This is a genomic window from Priestia sp. 179-F W1.4 NHS (assembly GCF_045369295.1).
Classification (GTDB): domain Bacteria; phylum Bacillota; class Bacilli; order Bacillales; family Bacillaceae_H; genus Priestia; species Priestia zanthoxyli.
Window position 1 is genome coordinate 437,277 of sequence record NZ_JBIQFF010000003.1, and the last position, 21,116, is coordinate 458,392.

The 21,116-nt window shown below is 38.2% G+C and carries 20 protein-coding genes and 1 pseudogene; 16 read left to right on the forward strand and 5 right to left on the reverse strand.

What is annotated here, in order from left to right; all coding sequences use genetic code 11:
• Nucleotides 1–202 precede the first annotated feature (202 nt).
• Nucleotides 203–1,123, forward strand: a complete 921-nt coding sequence (locus tag ACH0CI_RS17450; RefSeq protein ID WP_025752322.1) for a 1,4-dihydroxy-2-naphthoate polyprenyltransferase — start codon at nucleotides 203–205, stop codon at nucleotides 1,121–1,123.
• 41 nt (nucleotides 1,124–1,164) lie between these two features.
• Here the strand turns inward: ACH0CI_RS17450 and ACH0CI_RS17455 are convergent, their stop codons facing one another.
• Nucleotides 1,165–2,340, reverse strand: a complete 1,176-nt coding sequence (locus ACH0CI_RS17455; RefSeq protein ID WP_406901961.1) for an alanyl-tRNA editing protein — start codon at nucleotides 2,338–2,340, stop codon at nucleotides 1,165–1,167.
• A gap of 110 nt (nucleotides 2,341–2,450) precedes the next feature.
• On the opposite strand from ACH0CI_RS17455, the gene ACH0CI_RS17460 reads away from it, so the two are divergent.
• From ACH0CI_RS17460 to ACH0CI_RS17475, 4 genes are all read left to right on the forward strand, one after another.
• A complete protein-coding gene (locus tag ACH0CI_RS17460; protein ID WP_406901962.1) occupies nucleotides 2,451–4,598 on the forward strand; it encodes a YhgE/Pip domain-containing protein in 2,148 nt (715 codons plus the stop codon).
• A 64-nt stretch (nucleotides 4,599–4,662) separates the two neighbouring features.
• Nucleotides 4,663–5,040, forward strand: coding sequence for a PH domain-containing protein (locus ACH0CI_RS17465; protein WP_014460184.1), 378 nt, complete (start codon nucleotides 4,663–4,665; stop codon nucleotides 5,038–5,040).
• A 219-nt stretch (nucleotides 5,041–5,259) separates the two neighbouring features.
• Entirely contained in the window at nucleotides 5,260–6,459 is a 1,200-nt protein-coding gene (locus tag ACH0CI_RS17470; protein ID WP_047751009.1) for an MFS transporter, read from the forward strand.
• 120 nt (nucleotides 6,460–6,579) lie between these two features.
• Nucleotides 6,580–6,786, forward strand: coding sequence for a hypothetical protein (locus ACH0CI_RS17475; RefSeq protein ID WP_406902073.1), 207 nt, complete (start codon nucleotides 6,580–6,582; stop codon nucleotides 6,784–6,786).
• A gap of 35 nt (nucleotides 6,787–6,821) precedes the next feature.
• Here ACH0CI_RS17475 and ACH0CI_RS17480 read toward each other — a convergent pair whose 3' ends face one another.
• On the reverse strand, nucleotides 6,822–7,694 hold the full coding sequence (locus ACH0CI_RS17480; RefSeq protein WP_013083080.1) for a selenium metabolism-associated LysR family transcriptional regulator: 873 nt from the start codon (nucleotides 7,692–7,694) through the stop codon (nucleotides 6,822–6,824).
• A 345-nt stretch (nucleotides 7,695–8,039) separates the two neighbouring features.
• Here ACH0CI_RS17480 and ACH0CI_RS17485 point away from each other — a divergent pair, with 345 nt between their 5' ends.
• The 4 genes from ACH0CI_RS17485 to ACH0CI_RS17500 are packed head-to-tail and all read left to right on the forward strand — an operon-like array spanning nucleotide 8,040 to nucleotide 11,801.
• Nucleotides 8,040–8,429: a GntR family transcriptional regulator gene (locus ACH0CI_RS17485; RefSeq protein ID WP_335387778.1), complete on the forward strand. Its 390-nt coding sequence runs from the start codon at nucleotides 8,040–8,042 to the stop codon at nucleotides 8,427–8,429.
• Complete coding sequence (locus tag ACH0CI_RS17490) at nucleotides 8,422–9,321, forward strand: ABC transporter ATP-binding protein (protein WP_335387780.1); 900 nt, start codon at nucleotides 8,422–8,424, stop codon at nucleotides 9,319–9,321. The genes ACH0CI_RS17485 and ACH0CI_RS17490 overlap by 8 nt, the downstream gene beginning before the upstream one ends.
• On the forward strand, nucleotides 9,296–11,305 hold the full coding sequence (locus ACH0CI_RS17495) for a DUF6449 domain-containing protein (protein WP_335387782.1): 2,010 nt from the start codon (nucleotides 9,296–9,298) through the stop codon (nucleotides 11,303–11,305). Before ACH0CI_RS17490 ends, ACH0CI_RS17495 begins: the two co-directional genes overlap by 26 nt.
• Before the next feature lie 16 nt (nucleotides 11,306–11,321).
• A complete protein-coding gene (locus tag ACH0CI_RS17500; RefSeq protein ID WP_028413409.1) occupies nucleotides 11,322–11,801 on the forward strand; it encodes an RNA polymerase sigma factor in 480 nt (159 codons plus the stop codon).
• A 48-nt stretch (nucleotides 11,802–11,849) separates the two neighbouring features.
• On the opposite strand, the gene ACH0CI_RS17505 is transcribed toward ACH0CI_RS17500, so the two are convergent.
• A complete protein-coding gene (locus ACH0CI_RS17505; protein ID WP_098626391.1) occupies nucleotides 11,850–12,428 on the reverse strand; it encodes a DedA family protein in 579 nt (192 codons plus the stop codon).
• A 164-nt stretch (nucleotides 12,429–12,592) separates the two neighbouring features.
• On the opposite strand from ACH0CI_RS17505, the gene ACH0CI_RS17510 reads away from it, so the two are divergent.
• The gene (locus ACH0CI_RS17510; protein WP_406901964.1) at nucleotides 12,593–13,801 is read left to right on the forward strand and encodes a DNA polymerase IV; all 1,209 of its coding nucleotides are present in this window, start codon (nucleotides 12,593–12,595) and stop codon (nucleotides 13,799–13,801) included.
• A gap of 156 nt (nucleotides 13,802–13,957) precedes the next feature.
• Complete coding sequence (locus ACH0CI_RS17515) at nucleotides 13,958–14,377, forward strand: organic hydroperoxide resistance protein (RefSeq protein WP_016764045.1); 420 nt, start codon at nucleotides 13,958–13,960, stop codon at nucleotides 14,375–14,377.
• Between the two features lie 63 nt (nucleotides 14,378–14,440).
• On the opposite strand, the gene ACH0CI_RS17520 is transcribed toward ACH0CI_RS17515, so the two are convergent.
• Nucleotides 14,441–14,890: a MarR family winged helix-turn-helix transcriptional regulator gene (locus ACH0CI_RS17520; protein WP_014460175.1), complete on the reverse strand. Its 450-nt coding sequence runs from the start codon at nucleotides 14,888–14,890 to the stop codon at nucleotides 14,441–14,443.
• A 144-nt stretch (nucleotides 14,891–15,034) separates the two neighbouring features.
• On the opposite strand from ACH0CI_RS17520, the gene ACH0CI_RS17525 reads away from it, so the two are divergent.
• The 4 genes and pseudogenes from ACH0CI_RS17525 (at nucleotide 15,035) to ACH0CI_RS17540 (ending at nucleotide 17,217) form a co-directional block, all read left to right on the forward strand.
• Nucleotides 15,035–15,244 (forward strand): cold-inducible protein YdjO-related protein, encoded by a 210-nt coding sequence (locus ACH0CI_RS17525; protein WP_014460174.1) that lies wholly within the window; start codon nucleotides 15,035–15,037, stop codon nucleotides 15,242–15,244.
• A gap of 290 nt (nucleotides 15,245–15,534) precedes the next feature.
• A complete protein-coding gene (locus ACH0CI_RS17530; protein ID WP_335387784.1) occupies nucleotides 15,535–16,356 on the forward strand; it encodes an MBL fold metallo-hydrolase in 822 nt (273 codons plus the stop codon).
• 175 nt (nucleotides 16,357–16,531) lie between these two features.
• Nucleotides 16,532–16,738, forward strand: a pseudogene (locus ACH0CI_RS17535) (zinc ribbon domain-containing protein).
• A 2-nt stretch (nucleotides 16,739–16,740) separates the two neighbouring features.
• Nucleotides 16,741–17,217 carry a GNAT family N-acetyltransferase gene (locus ACH0CI_RS17540; protein ID WP_034266012.1) on the forward strand — a complete coding sequence of 159 codons (477 nt, stop codon included), beginning with the start codon at nucleotides 16,741–16,743 and terminating at the stop codon, nucleotides 17,215–17,217.
• A 20-nt stretch (nucleotides 17,218–17,237) separates the two neighbouring features.
• Here the strand turns inward: ACH0CI_RS17540 and ACH0CI_RS17545 are convergent, their stop codons facing one another.
• On the reverse strand, nucleotides 17,238–18,275 hold the full coding sequence (locus ACH0CI_RS17545; RefSeq protein ID WP_406901965.1) for a LysM peptidoglycan-binding and 3D domain-containing protein: 1,038 nt from the start codon (nucleotides 18,273–18,275) through the stop codon (nucleotides 17,238–17,240).
• A gap of 301 nt (nucleotides 18,276–18,576) precedes the next feature.
• On the opposite strand from ACH0CI_RS17545, the gene ACH0CI_RS17550 reads away from it, so the two are divergent.
• A complete protein-coding gene (locus ACH0CI_RS17550) occupies nucleotides 18,577–21,111 on the forward strand; it encodes an AAA domain-containing protein (RefSeq protein WP_406901966.1) in 2,535 nt (844 codons plus the stop codon).
• The last annotated feature ends 5 nt before the right edge of the window (nucleotides 21,112–21,116 follow it).

Consider the following 21,116-nt stretch of genomic DNA (forward strand, 5'->3'; position numbering starts at 1 on the left):
AAGCCGGAAATGTATAAGCGGTCATCTTGTAAAAAGAGCAATAAATTATTATGATATAAGATGGAACTTATATTTTAAAGGATTCCGTGATTTTTTTGTTGGGCGGACGTGTATTGTCTTAGAGTAAGTTTGCTATCATTCATTATGTTAAAAGCAGCACTTTTAAATAGAGATACGGTTCGTAATAGAAGGGAAGAGGATGATGACAAGTCATAACAAAGAAAACAAAGCTGCAGTCGAGCAGTACAGTAAAGGGAAAATTTTGTGGCAATTAACCCGTCCTCATACGTTAACGGCATCGTTTGTACCCGTTTTGATTGGAACAGTTCTAGCTATGTTTTATGGCCATGTGAACGTTTGGATGTTCCTTGCGATGCTTTTTTCATGTTTGTGGATTCAAATTGCGACGAACTTATTTAACGAGTACTATGATTTTAAACGCGGGTTAGACACAGAAGACTCTGTAGGAATCGGAGGAGCCATCGTCAGACACGGAATGAAGCCGAAAACGGTATTAAATTTAGCACTGATTTCTTACGGAATTGCTCTTATTTTAGGCGTATATATATGTGCAAACAGCAGCTGGTGGCTTGCTTTAGTTGGATTAGTCGGTATGGCGATTGGTTATTTGTATACAGGCGGACCGCTTCCGATTGCGTATACGCCGTTTGGAGAATTGTTTTCAGGTCTTTGCATGGGTGCGATGTTCGTGTTGATTTCATTTTTTATTCAAACGAATACCGTAACGTCTGAAAGCATCTTTGTATCGCTTCCGATTGCGATTTTAGTAGGCGCAATTAATTTGTCTAACAACATTCGTGATATAGAAGAAGACACAAAAGGCGGACGACGTACGCTAGCTATTTTATTAGGTTCTAAAAATGCGATTAGATTTTTAGCTGCTTTGTTCGGCATTGCGTATATTTGGACCGTTGCATTAGTGGTGTTCTTTGATATTAGCCCTTGGATTTTCTTAGTGTTTCTTAGTGCACCTAAGCCCATTCAAGCCGTACAAGCATTTGTACGCGGAGAGCTTATTGCGATGAAAGCAACTGCTCAAACCAATACGTTTTTTGGATTTACTTTATCAATTGGGTTATTAATTGGCTATTTAGTAAGCTGATTGTGTGCAAAAAGCCTGTCTTTTTAAAGACAGGCTTTTTGTTATGCTCCAGTTATTTTTTCTTTTACTGCGCTAAGAAATGCGTTCATATTTTCAGAAGATGAAAAGCTGGCTTGAGCTTGTTTTGGTCCGCCGCCGCCTTTTCCATCGTAAAGTGGAAGCAGCTCTTTATAAAGTTCTCCGCATTTTACCTCACTGCCGCTGTGAGCCAGTAAGACTTTTTGATCTCTTGAAAAAGCAAAAAGAAGCGTTGTATCAGGCGTTTGAAGAAGCTGCTTTGTCAAAGCTTGCACATCTTTTAGTGTACGATTTTCAAAGTGATGGTACAGAAATGATCCTTCTTTTTTGGCTTCTAATTCATTTGCTAAAAAAGCTGCATTTTCATTTTTTAATTCTTCTAGTTGTTTTTGCAACTCTTTTTGTTCAGTCTCCAATTTTTTAATTCGTTCTACAACTAATTCACGGCTTGTACTGAATTTGTTGCTAAGTTCTGCTACGATTTCTTGAGACTGCTGATAATCAGCTAATGCACGCATACCGCATTTAAAAAAGAGGCGTGTATTGCCGCGCTGCTTTTCTGTTTTCGTAAGTTTAATAAGACCCAGCTCTCCAATTTGGTTCACATGAGTACCGCAGCAGGCAGAAACATCAATGCCTTCAATTTCTACGATGCGTACCACTTCGTCTTCTAGCTCGGGCACTTTGCGAAGCGCAAGAGTATGTAAGTCTTCCTTTTTCACTTCGTACGTTTTAATGGGGCGGTTGCTGTAAATAGCGTCGTTTACAACTTTTTCAATGTGTAATAGCTGCTCATGAGATAACTGAGGTACATTTAAATCGATAGAGACTGCTTCGCTTCCTAAGTGAAAGCTAACGGTGTGAATATCATATGTATCGATTAATAGAGCCGAAAGTAAGTGCTGTCCGCTATGCTGCTGCATATGATCAAAGCGGCGGTGCCAATCAATTTCACACGTGACGTTCGTTTGTGCAGGCAGTGTATCAACGAGATGATAGACTTCTCCATTTTCTTCGTAAACATCTTTTACGTCGATTCCGGCAATAGTACCGTAGTCAGAAGGCTGTCCGCCGCCTTCTGGATAAAAAGCGGTTTGTTTTAACGTTAATGCGTAGCCAGTTGAAAGAGCGCGCGTCTCTGTCACTTCTGTTTCCCACGTTTTTGTGTAGGGATTGCTATAATAAAGTCTTTCTGTCATGTTCATCATCCTTTCTACTAAAACCATACCTAACTTTTTCTATAGTATCAGAAATATGTTTCTTCGAACATGGATAAGCTAACTTGTAATAATAAAACTGGGTGGGACATATGAAAAATACTGTTTATATTTATACGCGTGACTTAAAAAGGATTTTTACCAATTGGGCGATGATTATCATTGTGCTGACGCTTATGATTCTGCCGTCTTTTTACGCATGGTTTAATATAAAAGCATCTTGGGATCCATACGGGCGGACTGAAGGTATTGCCATTGCAGTAACGAGCGAAGACGAAGGTTCTACGATAAGAGGGCAGCACGTAAACGTGGGAAAAGATATTATTGCAACGTTAAAGAAAAATAAAACGCTTGGATGGACGTTTGTCTCCAAAGAAAAAGCTGATCACGGAGTAAAGCACGGAGACTATTATGCAAGTATTGTTATTCCAAAAAATTTTTCACAAAAGCTTGGTACCGTTCTTCAAGATCGTTTGGAAAAGCCGGTCATTATTTACAAAGTAAACGAAAAAATAAACGCCGTAGCGCCTAAAATTACAAGCAAAGGAGCCAGCAGCTTAACACAACAGATTAGTGAAAAATTCGTCAAAACAGCGAATGGAGCCATTTTTTCTGTTTTTAACGAACTAGGTATTACCCTGCAGCGGGATTTACCGACCATTCAACAAGTTGAACAACGGATTTTTGAGCTTGAAAATCGTCTTCCTGAAATCAAAAAAGTGATTAATGAAGCGAATGACACCACTCAAAAAGCTGGAGCTATTGTATCGAAAGCTCAGGCCGCTCTTCCTGAAGTAGAGAGATTAACAGCTGACGGCGCACAGATGACTCAGCAGCTAAACACTTTTTTAACTAAAAGCGATGAAGTGTTAAAAAACGCTGAGCCAACGATCAGCGAAACGCTGCACCGTGTTCAACAGCGAGCTCTCGGAGTTCAAGAATTGAAGAATCAGCTGATGGAAAAAGATATAGCGCCGGCTGAAGTCAGCGCAGCAGCGGAACAGCTAAAAGTACAGTTAACAAAACAAGTTGCTGACACAGGAGAGATCCTTACGCTTCTTACGGATTTAAATGCGGTGTCTCAAGGGAACGTTCTTTCACCGGTTATTAATCAAATAAAAAGTGTACATACGCTTTTACAGCAGCAGCTGTCGGATGTAAACGACTTGCAGCAGCAAACAAAAAATGGAGATGCACCAGATCCAAGTGTCCTTGAGAAATTCAGTTCTCGCACCGACCGAGCTGTTTCTAAATTAAATACGTTAACGAATTCGTATTCTTCTACGATTGTGCCGGCTATTGAACAAGCTATCAAAGAAGCGAAAGATAAAACAGCAAGCGTAAACGCACTGCTTGATGAAGCCAATAAAAGCATGCCGGATGTTTCGAACGTGCTGTCTAAAACAGCGAGTGGCATTTTGCTCGGACAGCAGGAGCTTGCGAAAATAACAAAAGACTTTCCGCGAATTGAACAAAACGTGCACAATATAGCGGATAAAATACGCGAATTTCAGCGAAAAGAAAACATTGAAGATATTATTAATTTGTTAAAAAACGATGTACAAAAAGAAAGTGATTTTTTTGCTAAGCCGGTTCTTTTAAAAGAAGAAAGACTTTATCCCATTCCGAACTACGGCTCGGCTATGTCGCCGTTTTATACAACGCTTTGCTTGTGGGTCGGAGCTTTGCTGTTAGTTTCAATTTTAAGCGTAGAAGTAGCGGATGAAGAGCGGTTTAAAAGCTATGAAGTCTATCTTGGAAGACTTTTGACGTTTTTGTCTATTGCTCTTGTGCAAGCTTTTATTGTGACGCTAGGCGATTTATTTTTAATCAAAACGTACGTCGTAGACAAAGTGCCTTTTATCTTTTTAGGCTTGCTGTGCAGCTTCGTGTTTATGACGATTGTCTATACGCTTGTAGCGATATTTGGCAATGCAGGAAAAGCGATGGCGATTGTTTTGCTTGTACTTCAGCTTTCCGCTGCAGGCGGTACATTTCCGATTCAAGTCGTGCCTGCTTTTTTCCAAGCACTCAATCCGTTTTTACCATTTACGTATGCAATAAGCATGATGAGAGAAGTTGTGGGAGGCATGTTAGCGGATATAGTAAGAAAAGACGTTACGGTTCTTCTTTGCATTTGGCTTGGCGTGCTGCTGGTGGGTATTTTCCTTCATAAGCCTCTTAGTAAAACGAGTGCAAAATTAACAAAAAAAGCGCGTGAAAGTAAATTAATTCATTAAAAAAACGTTTTGGGTTTCCAGACAGAACAAAATGCGGTAGTGTAGATAGAAAGGAGTGATAAGCATGGGTATATTAGATGGACTATTAGGAAATGCATCAGAAGCAGATATAAGAGGAACTGAAAAAGATTTACAAAACATTTTAATTGCCAACGAGCGAGTGGAACAAGCGTATAAAGTCATTCGCGATTTAATGGTGTTTACGACGAAACGTTTAATTATCGTTGATAAACAAGGAGTGACGGGAAAGAAAACAGATTATCATTCCATTCCTTATAAGACGATTACCCATTTTAGCGTAGAAACGGCTGGAACGTTCGATTTAGATGCCGAATTAAATATTTGGGTATCTGGTTCTAGCGCGCCGATTTCAAAAGAATTTCGTAAAGATAAAAGCATTTACGACGTGCAAAAAGTATTAGCATCTTATGTATTAGATTAAAAAGTTGAGCCATGAAAAATTGGCTCGATTTTTTTTGTGTGTAAAGAAAGAAAGCATAACAGTCTTGCATACAGTCGTTTGAAAATACTCCGGCTGTTGTCCATTCCTATTGCCATTTTATTCATTACTGAAATGCATGAAAACGATTTACATAATGAATTATACAGAATAAAAAAACCGTGATATGCTTTTTTTAGAGAAAAAAGGAAGTGACCAACTGTGAGTTATACCGTAATTGGAACATCGGCTTTTCGCAAAACAAATGTTGCGCTTTTTGCAGCAGGCTTCAACACATTTTCAATTTTATATTGTACACAGGCCATTTTACCTGAATTTTCTAGAGAATTTGGGATATCTCCGGCGTTTGCGAGTTTATCTCTTTCGTTAACGACCATCACGCTTGCGGTTAGTATGCTTTTTTTAGGTTCTTTATCGGAAGTGTGGGGACGAAAGAAACTGATGGGCCTATCGTTAATTTTTGCGTCATTGCTATGTATCATGACAGCATTTAGCTCTACCTTTGAAACGCTGTTAGTTTTTCGCGTTATTCAAGGAATCGTGTTAGCAGGGCTGCCTTCTGTGGCCATGGCTTACTTAGGAGAAGAAATTGAACCCGGAAGTTTAGGAAAAGCGATGGGGATTTATATAAGCGGAAACGCCTTTGGAGGCGTAGCGGGAAGGCTTATGACAGGAGTGCTCACGGAGTATTTTAACTGGTCTGTAGCTCTTGATGTTGTAAGCGCAATCAGCTTATTGGCCACATTTGTTTTTTTTATGAACTTGCCTGATTCACAGAACTTTACTTCCCGGTCATTTGAACTTCGTCAGCTTACCGGCTCTCTTCGCAGTCATCTTCAAGATAAAGGAATGCTTTGTCTTTTTGCTATTGGTTTTGCACTGCTTGGAAGTAATGTAGCTTTATACAATTATATTGGATACGCTTTATCTGCTCCTCCGTATTCTTGGAATCATACACTTGTAAGTTTTATTTTTGTCATTTTCTTTGTTGGAGTATTCAGCTCAGTCTGGATGGGGACGCTGGCGGATCGATACGGCCGGAAAAAGGTGCTGTTATGTACGATTGCTGTTACGCTTATAGGTTCAATCGTTACGCTGCATCCCGTTTTATGGATAAAAATTACCGGGCTTTTGCTGCTGACTTTTGGCTTTTTCGGAAGTCACTCCATCGCAAGCAGCTGGGTAGGAAGAAGAGCAACGCATGACAAAGCGCAGGCTTCGTCTTTGTATTTGTTTTTTTACTATGCAGGATCGAGCATTGGAGGGACTGCGGCTGGCTTATGCTGGAGCGCGTACGGCTGGAAAGGTGTGATTGCTCTAATTGGTGTGTTTCTTACAACAGCCTTTTTCTTAGCTGTTCGTTTATCAAAAATGCCGGCTCAGCAGACGCACGTTCACTAAGAAAATGTAAAGACATATAGCTATTGATTTAAAAAAAGAGGCCGGTACAAAAGGATTTTAGCCCAAGTGAAAAACGAACCATTGATCAACATGTTTGATTAGTGGTTCGTTTTTTTTGTTATGGTGAACATAGTTTCATCTGTTTCGTTCCTTCTAGCAGCTGATTGGAGGGCAAGACGGAGACTCCTGCGGGAAAGCGGAACAGGTGAGACCCAGCAGGAGCGGAAGCGACGAGGAGGCTCAACGGACGCCCGCGGAAAGCGAAGTCTTGCACGAAAATCAACTGCGGTGTCGCAAGTAATTTATACTAGCTACTTTAGTCTTTAGATTGAAGTAATTTAGTTATGTCTTAATTTCATTCCCTAGTTTAAAAGCTGAATAAAAAGTTCCGCTACTTTTTTATGAGCGCTGTTAGCAGGATAGATATAAGAAAAACGGCGCTTAAAAGGAGCGGTGTTAACATTGAGAATCGATAGGTGCTTTTGTTCTACATCTTCTTTAATAGCACAAAGCGAGAGTACAGACATTCCTAAATCGTGAACAATCGCTTCTTTAATTCCTTGATTGCTGCTGATCGTTAGCATGCTTTTCATTTTTAAACCGTTGGACATTAGAACGTGATCTAAATATTCTCTTGTTCCAGAGCCTTTTTCACGCGCTACCCACCGCTGATTTTGTAAATCATCAATTTCTACTTTTTTAAGCTGAGCTAAAGGGTGATCCACTGATGCAACGATGGCAAGCTCATCGTCCATAAAGGACTGAATATGTAAATCGGACTCTTCCGTGTGACCTTCAATAAGCCCTACATCCACTTTGAAATGACGAACAAGCTGAGCAATTTCTTTTGTATTACCGATAGTCACTTCTACATCAATATCAGGATATTGTTCACGAAGCTTTGCTAAAAAGGAAGGAAGAATATATTCGCCAATTGTAAAGCTGGCGCCAATCGTTAGCATTCCTTTGACACGGTGATGGTGTTCGTAAATATCTCGTTTTGTATGCTCATATATTTGAATCATTTGTTTAGCACGATCGTATAAAATTTCGCCGCTGGGTGTGATTTTTAACATCTTAGGTGAACGCAGGAACAGGGAAGTTTGAAATTCTTTTTCGAGATTTTTGATGTGGACGCTTACGCTTGGCTGTGAAATCATTAATTTTTCCGCAGCTTTTGTAAAGCTTTGCTCTTCTACAACAGAAACAAACGTCTTTAACGCATCATAGTACATAGAGTATGGCTCCTTTTATATTAAAAAAATTAATTATAAACATTATAAAACATTATTATGGTAATAACTAGAGGCACTTGTTTAAGAAAAGTAAAACAAGGTGCTGACTTAAAGGAGTATGTTAGCTTGCAACGAAGGCAGCCTGCGCAATTTGTTTACAGTTATTTTTGTTTCATCTATAAAGCTATTAAACACTTTTTTTGTCATCTATTTGTAACAAAAGTAAAAAAAGTACTTGTTTTTTCCAGAAAACATACTATAATATTAACTGTAATGCGATAAGTAATACAGTTAATACACCTAGTACACACATCATGATTTTGGGTAGATGAAGGGAGGCAGACTATGTTCGATTTAGATATTCGTAGTCGTAAGCCGATATACGAGCAATTAGTAGATAAATTGAAAGAGCTTATTATTCATGAAGTCTTTAAGGCCGATCAAAAGCTTCCATCTGTTCGGCTGTTAGCAAAAGAATTAACGATTAATCCAAATACAATTCAAAAAGCGTATCGTGAATTAGAACATCAAAACTATATTTATTCAGTTCCAGGCAAAGGAAGTTTTGTAACGCCTCAAGTTGCTACACTAAATAACGAGAAGGTGAAAAAGATGAAAGAAGAATTAGTAAAGCTGTTGGCAGAAGCTATGTATTTAGGAATGGACAAAGATGAAATTCTATCACTTATTTCACAGGCTGAAAAAGCAGTAAAAGGAGGAAGCGATAGTGATTGAACTGAAGACGATAAAAAAAGAGTTCGAAGAAATGGAAGCTCTAAGAGACGTCACGCTTTCTATAAAAAAAGGATCTATTTACGGACTGCTTGGCTCCAACGGGGCAGGGAAAACAACGCTATTAAAAATCATTGCAGGTATTTACAAGCAGGATCACGGAAAGATTGCCATAGACGGCGAGGAAGTATTCGAAAACGTTGGTTTAAAAGAACGTATTATTTTTATGCCAGATTCTCTTTATTTTTTCCCTCAAACAACGATTAAGCAATTAGCGTCTTTTTATAGAAGCGTCTATCCGACTTGGAACGAAGAACGGTTCCAAAAATTAAAAGAAGCTTTCCCAATTCAATTACATAAAAAGGTACATAGAATGTCCAAGGGAATGCAGCGTCAAGTAGGATTTTGGTTAGCGCTGTCTGCTATGCCTGATGTACTTATCTTAGATGAGCCGCTCGACGGTTTAGATGCGGTAATGCGTCAAAAAATCAAAAACCTTCTTGTTCAAGACGTGGCAGAACGGGAAATGACGATTTTAATTTCGTCACATAACCTGCGAGAAGTGGAAGATCTGTGTGATCATGTAGGCATCTTGCATCACGGTCAATTATTAATTGAAAAAGAGCTGGATGATTTAAAGTCTGATGTGCACAAAATTCAAGTTGCATTCGAAGGAGATGTGCCACTAGCGCTTTATGACACGCTAGACATTTTATATCAAGAAAAACGAGGAAGCGTCTTGCTTTGTATTGTTCGAGGAAAAGAAAATCACTTAGTAAACAAAGTCCGATCGTATAAGCCTTTAATTTTTGACATCTTGCCACTTACGCTGGAAGAAATCTTTATTTATGAAATGGGGGATGTGGGTTATGCAATCGAAAACATCATCGTTTAACCGCGGCATGTGGATTCAATCCATGAGAAACGTGGGATGGATTGGGCTTGTATACTTGCTAGTACTGCTGTTCGCTTTACCTTTACAACTGATTTTTACTTTCACAGGAAAGGTAGAGCCTTATATAGAAAAACCAGATACGCTATTTAACGTATTGGATGGGCTGGAATTTGTGTTTATGTTTGTTGTACCAGTGTTACTTGGTATTTTTCTATTTAGATATATCCAAACGAAGATTGCGGCTGACTATATTCATAGTTTACCAATTAAGCGTTCTACGCTGTTTCATCAAAATATGCTTCTGGGCGCGTTGGTTTTAGTTGTTCCTATTTTAATTACGGGAGTCGTTACTTTTGCCGTTAAAGGAGTTTTAACCGTTGAGAATGTTTATACAACAAGAGATGTTCTAAGCTGGGTCGGTTACAGTATTTTAATTAACTTATTTGTGCTGACTGGAACTGTTTTAGCGGGAATGTTCACTGGAATGTCTGTCCTCCAAGGAATCTTTTTATATGTTCTATTTCTTCTACCCGGTGGGATCTCTTATTTAGCTATATCCAATGTAAAGTTTTACTGGTACGGCTATGCGTATGACTATTACATGAGTAAAAATGTTGACAGCCTTGTTCCGTTTTCACACGTAGCGCAAATGGTAGCTCATAAAAGCTTTTCTACTAGTGCATTTGTTTATATTGGACTTATTGTCTTATTTTACATCATTGCTTTAATCACCTACCAAAAAAGAAAAGTAGAAGCTGCTACGCAAACCATTTCAGTTAGCTGGTTAAAACCGGTATTCGTATACGGAGTAACGGCTTGTTCACTCATGTTAGGCGGATTTTACTTTATTAGCATGAAAGGTGAATTTTCATGGATGGTCGTGGGCTATATTATTGGTTCATTAATAGGCTATACAGTTGCTCAAATCATTTTAAATAAAACGTGGCGGATCTTTACGAAATGGAAAGGGTATCTAGGCTTTGTTATAGCTGCAGCTATTGTGGGCTTTATCATTCATCTAGATGTGTTCGGCTATTCTACTAAAGTGCCAGCAGCTTCAGAGATTGAAAGTGTATATTTCGATGAAGATATATATCCATTGACTGATAAACCTGAAAACTATGCAAATGGAATGAATGGCTATTATGAAGCTCCATATTATTATACAAGTAAAGAAACGATTCAGAGTGTTCGTCAGCTGCAAAAACAAATTACAGCATCTAAAGATAAGAAGCTGGATCCTGATAAACAAAGTGAAATAGAAAGCAGAAACGGTAAAATGGCTGTATTTGCTTATAAATTAAAAAATGGAAAACAAATGGTCCGAGAATACTTTATTCCATTTTCAGACTATAAAGCTTTTTATAAAGAAATTGCAGAAACAAAAGAATACAAAGAAAATTTCCATCCGCTTTTACGAACAAAAAACACGGATAAAATTAAAAGCGTGACTTTTTCTGTTTCAGGAAAGTCAAATTCAATCAACATTACAAATCCAGATAAAGTACAAGAACTTATACACGTAGTCAAACAGTCGATGATGAACGAAACGTTTGATGAAATGTATAGCACAAAAGAAAGCTGGGCTTCAATTGAGTTTATGGATGGAAAAGGACAGTACGTACAAACTGCATCTTGGGATAAGTCTTATAGCGAAGTAGAAGCATGGCTGAAAAAAGAGGGTTTATATGAACGTGCTCGTCTCATGCCAAAGGACGTAGAAAAAACCGAAGTGTTTAAAAACTCTTCACATCTTAAAAGCGATTATCATCTTCAAGAAGAGTTTACATCTCTAATGAAGGATGAGAAAGCAATTAAAGTAAAAAACAATCAGCAGGTAGAAACACTTCTTCAACATGCGAACTTACGAGACACGGGAGATTATCTTGTTGCTTTTTATTACAAAGACCAAGTAGATACTCCTCAGATTTATATGTTGAATGAAAATGAACTGCCAACAGAACTAAAAGAAAAACTAAAATAACAAGGGAGAACTTATTATGTGCGGCGAGGAATTGCAAGATTATTTAAATCAGGTGCTGGCTTATTTATTAAAAAATGGTGTGAATAGACAAGACGCTGAAGATATTACGCAAGAAGTAGCATTAAAATATTTAGAAAAACAAGAAATGGTCGATCCTGAAAAAATAAAAGCTTGGATGTTCCGCGTCGCATTAAATAAACGCTGTGATTTAGGAAGGCGTAAAATAGTGAAAGACCGCTATACGTCTTCTTACAAAGAAGAACCCGTTATGTATACGCCTATTCAGCAGGTCCTCAGAAATGAAGAAGCGGCTGAATGTCAGGCGATTTTAAATCAATTGAATCCTAAGTATCGCAATTTGCTTCTATTAAAATATGGATTAGGATTTAAATATGAAGAAATTGCCGAGTTATTAAATATGCAGATGACTACGTTAAAATCAGCTCTTTACCGCGCGCGCAAATACTTTGTGAAGGGATATAATGAAGTCATTTAATATAAATGAAACAGCAGCAGTTTGTGAAAAAGAACTTTTTTACACAAACTACTGCTGTTTTTTTCGTATTTTTCTTCTTTGAACGGCATAGATAATCAAACTGATCGCACAAAAAGCTAAAGTGATCTCAATCACATCAGTATAAGAAGATGTCGTATTAAAAAAGGAACCGAAAATAAATAAAGCCAGCGTCCAAATGAAACCAAAAGAAAATGAGACTTTAATGTAATGACGATGCTTCATTCCGCTTGCCCCGAGAAAAAAAGGCATCACATGTCGCATTCCTGGTAAAAAGTAGCTTGCGATGATGGCGTGAGATCCATATTCTTGAATCGTTTGCTCAACTTTCATAACATTCTTTTCCCATCGCGGGCGTTTTAATAGCGCAAGCGCCTGAGCTGAAAAAAGACTGGCTATCAAAAACTTGAGGTATAAGCTAAGCATCATGCCGCTGTAGGTAAGTATAAAAGCTGGAATATACTGAACGGATGGAGACGTAGCCTGGCTGCCTGCAAGCATAATATATACTGGGTCAGGAATAGGAGTAAGGTTGGCTCCGACTAAAATGATAAAAAAGAAATATCCGTAGCCTAATTGGTTAATGGCTCCGATAAGCTGATCAATCACGTTTTCTTCCTCCTTTCTTCATTAGAATACGAGAGAGTGACACACAGTGTTCGCTCAAAATAAAAATAAAGTATAGGTACGCACAACTTAGGAAAAAAGAGTTATAATAAATAAGAATGTACGTTCTTCTTTCGGGAATTAATTATACAGAAAGAGGTGATAGTATGAAAATGATGTACCCTAAAAACGGCAAAGTTATTCTTCATATTGATGCTAATGCTTTTTATGCATCTGTTGAAACCGCACATGATCATACGCTCAAAGATAAGCCTCTTGCTATTGCTGGCAATCCAAAAGAACGAAGAGGAATTGTTGTAACCTGTAACTATATTGCTCGTAAACGCGGAGTGTATGCGCCTATGCCTCTTTGGGAAGCGAAAAGAAAATGCCCCGAGCTGGTTGTTATAAAGCCTAATTTTCCATTATATCGCCAAGTGTCCAAAAACATGTTTGATTATTTAGTAACCATTTCACCTCTTTTAGAGCCCGCTTCAATTGATGAAGGCTATTTGGATATTACAAACTGTGCTGAATTAGGCTCTCCTCTTGACATAGCAAAGTCCATTCAGCAGCATTTAATACAGACGCTGCAAATTCCGGTGTCAATTGGAATCGCACCGAATAAATTTTTAGCCAAAACGGCAAGTGATATGCAAAAACCTTTAGGAATTACCGTTCTTCGAAAAAGAGATGTCCAAACAGTTCTTTGGCCAAAAGCCGTAGAGGAAATGCACGGAATCGGTAAGAAGACAGCTGAAAAGCTAAATGCGATTAAGGTGGTGACGATCGGTGATCTAGCAAATGCCGCTCCCGGTCTTCTTAAACAAACTCTCGGAGTAAAAGGAGAAGTTATGAGAGACCGAGCGTGGGGCCAAGATGATCGACAGGTGAACCCTGATCGCCAATCACAGTTTAAATCAATTGGAAACTCTACGACGCTATCTCAAAATGCAGTAGATGAAGATGAAGTTCTGCCTATTTTAAATAAACTATCGCACTCAGTGAGTTCTCGTATGAAAGCGAAAAAAGTTGTAAGCAAAACGATTCAGTTAACGATACGATATAGTGATTTTAAAACCATTACTCGAAGCCAAACTATTTCTAAAGCAATTAGCGAGCCAAACGATCTTTTTCATTACAGTGCGGTATTATTTCAAAAGCATTGGAACGGAGAACCGATTCGTTTATTGGGCGTAGCTGCTCTTCAAGTGAGTCACCAGCTCCAAGACGAAGAACAGTTGGATTTGTTTACATACGGAGAACAAGCAAAAAAAGAGCCTTTATACAAAGCGGTCGAAAGTTTGCGTGAAAAATATGGAGATAACATTATTCAAAGCGGTTTAAAAAAACAAAGAGGAAAAGAAGAGAGGTAACTCTCTTTTTTTGTATAAAATAATAGGTTTACACTCATTATAGAAGGGGAAGTACATTACTATCACGGTAATCAAAGTGATTACAAAATGAATTTGATTGCGACTTTTTTAATTGTCTGCAATGAAATTACATAAAATAATCTATGAGGTGATCTTATGTCAGACGCACTATTTACATCTAAAGCAACAGCGGTTGGAGGCCGAGATGGTCGAGTTAAATCAGATGATGGTATTATTGATTTAACCCTTGTAAATCCTTCTCCAAATAACAAAAAAGAAGGAACAAATCCCGAGCAGCTGTTTGCAGCAGGATATTCTGCTTGTTTTGACGGCGCTTTAAATTTAATCGCTAAAAAACAAAAAAAAGACATTGATTCGTCTATTACTGCAGAAGTAAGTCTACTAAAAGACCACACTGATGATGGCTTCAAAATTGGCGTGGTGTTAAACGCTCATATTAAAGGCGTTTCACAAGAAGTAGCTGAGAAGCTAGTAGAAGATGCACATCAATTCTGCCCGTATTCTAAAGCAACGCGCGGAAATGTTAACGTAACGTTAAATACAACGGTTGAGTAAATAAAAAAACGCTTGGATTTTTCTTACATCCAGGCGTTTTTTTTATGTGCAATTTTATATGGTCTATTTTTGATTGTACGTATGCAGTGATTGCAGTAACTCCTGCAGCGTTTCTTTCAGCTTTTCTAATTCTCCCTGTGACTTATTTGTCATGCTAAAAACTTCTTCTGGAATATGACAAGCTTTATCACGTAATTTTTTTCCTTTTTCGGTTAAACTAATAAAAACAACGCGTTCATCTTCATGAGAACGCTCACGAATCACTAATTCTTGATCCTGCATTCTTTTTAGCATAGGAGTAAGGGTGCCTGAATCCAAATACAGAAGTTCGCCCATTTTTTTCACGCTGAGTGTTTCATGTTCCCATAAAACAAGAAGGGCTAAATACTGCGGATAGGTTACTCCTAATTTATCGAGCAGCGGCTTGTACACCTTTGTAATTTCTCGAGACGTGGCGTAAATTGAGAAACAAAGCTGATTTTCTAGCTGCAGCTGCTTATAAAGTTGTTCCATTCATGTTGCCTCCAGTCTATTGCTTTTTATTTAATTATACACAATTAAATAGGGGTGTCCAATAACGCTGGATGAAAAAGTGATCAAGCTGTAAATAAAAAATGGGAATTTTACATATACTAAGAAAAAAAGGGAGCTGTGCACATGTATTTTGCAAAAAAAGCCGTAGAAGAAGAAGTAGATCAAATGATGGATACGACTGTATATGCGTGTCAATCTGAATCATGTAATGGGTGGATGAGAGAAGATTTTGTTACGGTTGATTATAACTGTCCGATGTGCGGAACAGGAATGTCGCAGGAAGTACGCGAGCTGCCGAAAATTAAGTACGACCACCAATTTTATAATAAATAAAAAAGAAGCAGCTGCTTCTTTTTTATTTTTCACTAAAATTTCATTAAGCTGAGCTAGACTAAGAACCAACATATGATGAAGGTGAGGAATATCAGAATGAATCAAGGGAACTTCTTGAAAGGTTTATTTTGGGGAACCTTATTTAGTATTCCTATTTGGATTTCATTGTTTGGCTGGTTCCGCATTTTATCACATCTTGCATAGTTTCGTTTTATAAATCGTCATACGCGCCCTTATCTTTCTATTTCCGCTATAATAAGGGTGATAGAAAAAATAAGGAGCTGTTCTCTATGATTCAATACAAAACGGAGCAAATGACGGTTTTTGAAAGCGCGCTATTTCAAACAACATCTGCAGTGATTGAAACAAAAGACTGTGTGATTGTTGTTGATCCAACATGGCTTCCTCACGAAATTAATGAAATTAAACAGCATGTTCAAGAGATCTTAAATCATCGCAAGCTGTATGTATTTTTTACTCACGGAGATTTTGATCATGTCATTGGGTATGGCGCTTTCTTAGAATTAAATGCCACCTTTATCGGCAGCAAATTTTTAAAAAATCATCCGGACAAAGAAGAAAAAGTTCAAATGATTAAGCAGTTTGATCATGACTATTATATAAAAAGATCTCATGATATTATATTCCCGGAGCTGGATATTGTGGTAACCGAAAATGAACAGCACATTACCTTAGGTGAAACATCTATTACCTGTTATTTTGCAAAAGGTCATACAAACGATGGCCTATTTATGATTGTCGATAACTCAATATGGATCGCAGGGGATTATTTATCGGACTTTGAATATCCGTACATATATGAAAGTGTAAACGATTACCGCGACACGCTTGCTACTGCGCAACACATTTTAGCTAAGCACCAAAATCTAACGCTAGTTCCCGGACACGGAAAAACGACACATCACCGAGCTGAAATTCAAAGACGAGTGGAAATGGCCAGCTCTTATTTAGATGAACTGCAAGCTGCAGTGAAAGAAAACAATCAAGAAGCGCTTGATAAGCTAAACGACAAATTGGCATTTCCATCTGATTTCACGGCACAATGTCATCAAAAAAATGTTGAAATTATGAAAAGAGAATTGCTGTTATAGAAATCGAGTGTACATTCATCCCGTCGATATTAGTCGATATTAAAAGTAAGAAACCGCATCTTCTGTTGGAGATGCGGTTTCTTACTTTCCTTTATTTATCAATTAAATGAAACTTTTTCCTTTTATATCCGTTTATATAAATAAGAAATTATTTTATTTATAAAGGAGTATGACAATGGGGAAAAACGGTTGTGTAAAATGTGGACATACAGAAGCAAAAACAAAAGAAATTGCTACAACGGGAACGGGGCTGTCTAGATACTGAGACGTTCAGCACAATCAATTTACTGTGGTATATTGCACGAGCTGCGGGTATTCAGAGCTATATAATAAATCATCTTCAAGAGGCAGCAATATTATTGACTTATTTTTTGGAGGATGAAAATGAGTATCGACCTTATTGAAATTGATAAAGACCGGCACGCTTCCTATTTAAACCTGCTATTAATAGGGGATGAAGACGAAAAAGTAGTGAAGTCGTATATAAATGAAGGTTCCTTATTTACCATTGTGTATGAAAAGAAGGAGATAGGAGTTGTGCAGTGCCTCACCGATGAAGAGGAATCGGCAGTAGAAGTAAAGAATATCGGTTTAAAAGAAGCATACAGAGGAAAAGGAATCGGCAGCAAAGTCATTAAAAAGTTAGAAGTACTGTATGAACGTAACCAATATTCTAAAATGATTGTAGGAACAGCGGACTCCAGTCTTGAAAACATAGCATTTTATAAAAAGGCAGGCTTTTATCAAAGCGGTGTCAAAAAGAATTTCTTTTTGCAGTACGTTCCACCGATTTACGAGAATGGCTTGCAAGCTATCGATATGATTATGTTTGAAAAAAAATTAAAAAGCAGAAGCGACTAACACGCTTCTGCTTTTAGTGATTAATCTAAAATTTGAAGTTTTACCGTTTTGCGTCCCCAATTTAAAGCTGAGCTCTGAGATGCCATAAATAAATCAACGCGAGTACCTTTAATGGCACCGCCAGTATCTCCAGCAATTGCTTCTCCGTAACCTTCTACGTATACGCGAGAACCTAATGGAATCACGCGAGGATCAACTGCAATTACTTTTCGATTAGGATTTGACCTTAGGTCGATGCCTGTAGCAGTGATTCCGCTGCAGCCCGCACAGTAAGCAGTATAAGCTGTTGCTTCAACCGTAATCTCTTTCGAAACCGACTTACTTTCTTGCGCTGGAGCAGGTGCCGGCGTTGAAGTCGACGGTGCTGAAGTTGACGGTCTTGAAGGAGCAGCAGGTGATGGCGTTGCTGGTTTCGCCTGAGCTGCAGCTTGTCCGCCTACTTGTAGCACTTGATTAATGTAAATCGTATTAGACGATAAGTTATTCCACTGTTTTAATTGAGAAATTGAAATGCCGTGTCGCTGTGCTACGCTCCACATTGTATCTCCAGGCTGAACTTTGTAACTTTTACTGTTGCTAGGAGCCGGGGATGCCTGCGTTTCGTTTGTTTTTTCTTGTACAGGTGCTGAAGGTGATGATGAAACTGTTCCTGTTCCATTTATTTTTAATACTTGATTCACATAAATTAAATGACTAGATAAGTTATTCCACTCTTTTAGCTGCTGTACAGAAGTACCGTTGTTTTTAGCGATACGATAAAGCGTGTCACCTGATTTTACTGTATATGTATGATTTGAAGATGTTGTAGTTGGAGTTGAACTAGATGAAGAGTCAGTAGATGTAGATCCAATTTGTAATGTTTGGTTTGCATAAATTAGTGTGGAAGAAAGACCATTCCACTTTTTTAAGTCTTCAACTGTTACATTATGCTGCTGTGAGATGCTGAATAACGTTTCTCCAGCTTTTACTTTATGCGTGTCTGTGTCAGCCGATGCTGCGTCTGCAATTCCAATTGATACTAAAGCTGTGGCCCCTAATGTAAAAATGTGTTTTTTCATCTAATAATTCTCCTTTATTTCCAATAGTTGTATCTTATTCTATCAGCAATATGTAACAAACTCATGACAAAATGGTAGGTTTTATATTACAAGTTTGTAACAATACGTCTAAAAATATAGAAAAAACGCAGTTTTTTTACGATTATGATGAAAAAAGTCTTAATTTGTCTGGAGAGATAGACTAGTAAAAAAGGTATTCTGCTTTTATAAAAATGAAGAAGAAAGAAGCTATGCTATATTCAAATGACATGATAGAATAGACAAGTTAGAAATGAACGGATAAAAAGGGAGTTAGACATCTATGGAAAAACGCTCTATCTCTTCATATTTAAAAGCATGGGTGCGCGCACTTTCAATTGAGATTAATTATATGAAGAAACACGGCGGAGAAAAGTATACGGTAGGAAAAGGAGAGTACTTAGGGCAGCAGGGAGATGCGTATCTTTACCGGTTTGAACGCACAGCCGATTTATACCTTTTTGATGGAGCTCAGGTACGCCTTGTCCACCAGCATAAAGAAAATAAAGGAGAAGTTATTGGAATAGAAGGATTTGATTTGTACCTTAAAATAGATGCGTTTATTGGACAAGAAGTAGACGAACTCGATATATATAACGAACCATGGGAATTATTGCAGGCGCTCATTGATAGACTGACGGAAGCAAAAGACTACAAGCAAAAAATAGTAAGAATCAAACGTCTTATGAGAGGCGATAGTCCTGTTCGTCATAAGGAGTATACGTCTAAGAACGCTCTTCATGAAGTGTTGCTGCGAGCGCGTTATAACCGTACTACTTATATTTGGGGGCCTCCTGGAACAGGAAAAACATATACGCTGTCCAAAATCGCGGCAAGCTATTACCGGAAATCAAAGCGTATCCTTTTGTTATCTCACAGTAATGCAGCGGTGGACGGTTTGCTGCAAGAAACTTCACGTCAGTTAAAAAAGAAAGAAGCTTGGAAAAAAGGAAAACTCATTCGATACGGAGCAACAAAAAGCAGCGGCTTAGAAAATATAAAAGTAGAAGAAGTCATTGGAGAAGATGATCCGGATTTAGCTCAGGAGATGCGTGATTTGCAAGAAGAACGAGTCTACTTAAGCAGATATCCCAATAGAGCTCACCAGCTTCAGCAAGTTAACAAAAAGCTAAACGCCCTTCGTAACAAGTGGATTGAAGCGGAGAAAAATGTTTTTGATCAAGCGTATATTGTAGGCACTACTTTATCAAAAGCGGCTATTGACCGATTACTTTATCAAAGTGAATTTGATATGGTTGTGGTAGACGAAATTAGCATGGCATATGCACCACAAATTGCTTTTGCAGCTACGTTAGGAAAACGAATTGTCGTATGCGGCGATTTTAAACAGCTTCCCCCGGTATCTCAATCTTCTCATGCTGAAGTGAAGAAGTGGCTGCAGCGAGATTTATTTGAGCAGACGGGTCTTGTAGAGCAAGTAGAAAGCGGTGAGATCCATCCGCATCTTTTTATGTTGAAAAAGCAAAGAAGAATGCATAAAGATATCTCAGCTTTTACAAATCGCTATATTTACAGCAATCGAGTAGGGGATCATCCGTCTGTCACAACAAGTCGAGAAGTAGTAGCAAGCAGCCGGCCGTTTGCTCATGAAGCAGCGCTTATGCTTAACATTGGTCAGTTGCATTCTTCCGCTATGCGAGATGTCGCTTCCGGTTCACGCTATAATGTGATAACAGCTGTTTTGGCGGTAAGTTTGATGCTGCGGGCACGCAAAGCTTCTTCGGCTACTATTGGCTATGTGACTCCTTATAAGTCTCAAGCTAAATTAATCAATGCATTTCTTCAAGATATTGAACCAGCCAGCGGTATAATCGCAGCAACCGTACACAAATTTCAAGGCGCGGAACGAGATATCATGATTTTTGATATGGTCGATACAAAGCCGCAGTCAAAACCAGGTTTACTTTTAACAAATGAAAATAGCGACCGATTGGTAAATGTAGCGGTGACGCGTTCAAAAGGAAAATTTATGATGCTTTCAGACGAGTCGTTTGTCCAGCAGCGTGTACCAAAGGAGCGAGCGTTATGGAAGTTGGTCAACCACTTTAACGAAAATCAAAAAATATACCAACCTCAGCAATTTTTAAAAGAAGTCATTCAGCATCGGAAATTGATTTGGTACCATCCATCGAACAGCAGTCAGTTAAAAAAAGACTTATATCAAGCTCAGCAGCAGATTTTATTGTGTATTCCTTATGCTTCTCTTGTCCCTCAAGAAATATGGGAGATGTTACATTCATTTAAAGGTGAAGTGACCGTTCTTACTCGTGAACCAAAAGAAGTTCGAATTGACGGCGCTCATGTCATTTCATCTGCTGTTCCGATGTCACTGCTTATCATTGATGAATCCACTATATGGATCAATATGCCTTACGGCGGAAAAACAGAAGCGTTTATGGCAGCTAGAATTGAGTCAAAGCTAGGCGCTAAACAGCTTATTCGGTCAATTGACTTTACCGAAGATAAAACAAGAAATCAAGAAACAAAAATGTATATAGAAACAAATAAACCAGAATATTCTTTGAGCAATTACCTTCGCAGCTGGGATCGCTGTGAGTCCTGTCAGCATATGCGAGAAGTAGAGATAACAAAAAAAGGAAAAGTAAGGTTTATTTGCTATTATTGCGGGAAAACAAGTGGGGCAACACGTTTATTAGTGGAAAAATATTTAAATTACGTACATGCTGTATGTAGAGCATGCAAGCAGCCGATGAACGTAGAGTATGATGAAAATAAAGGCGTCTACGCATGTTGTCCATCGTGCAAAAAAGAAGTTTTGCCTAGAGATTTATTGTAACTTTA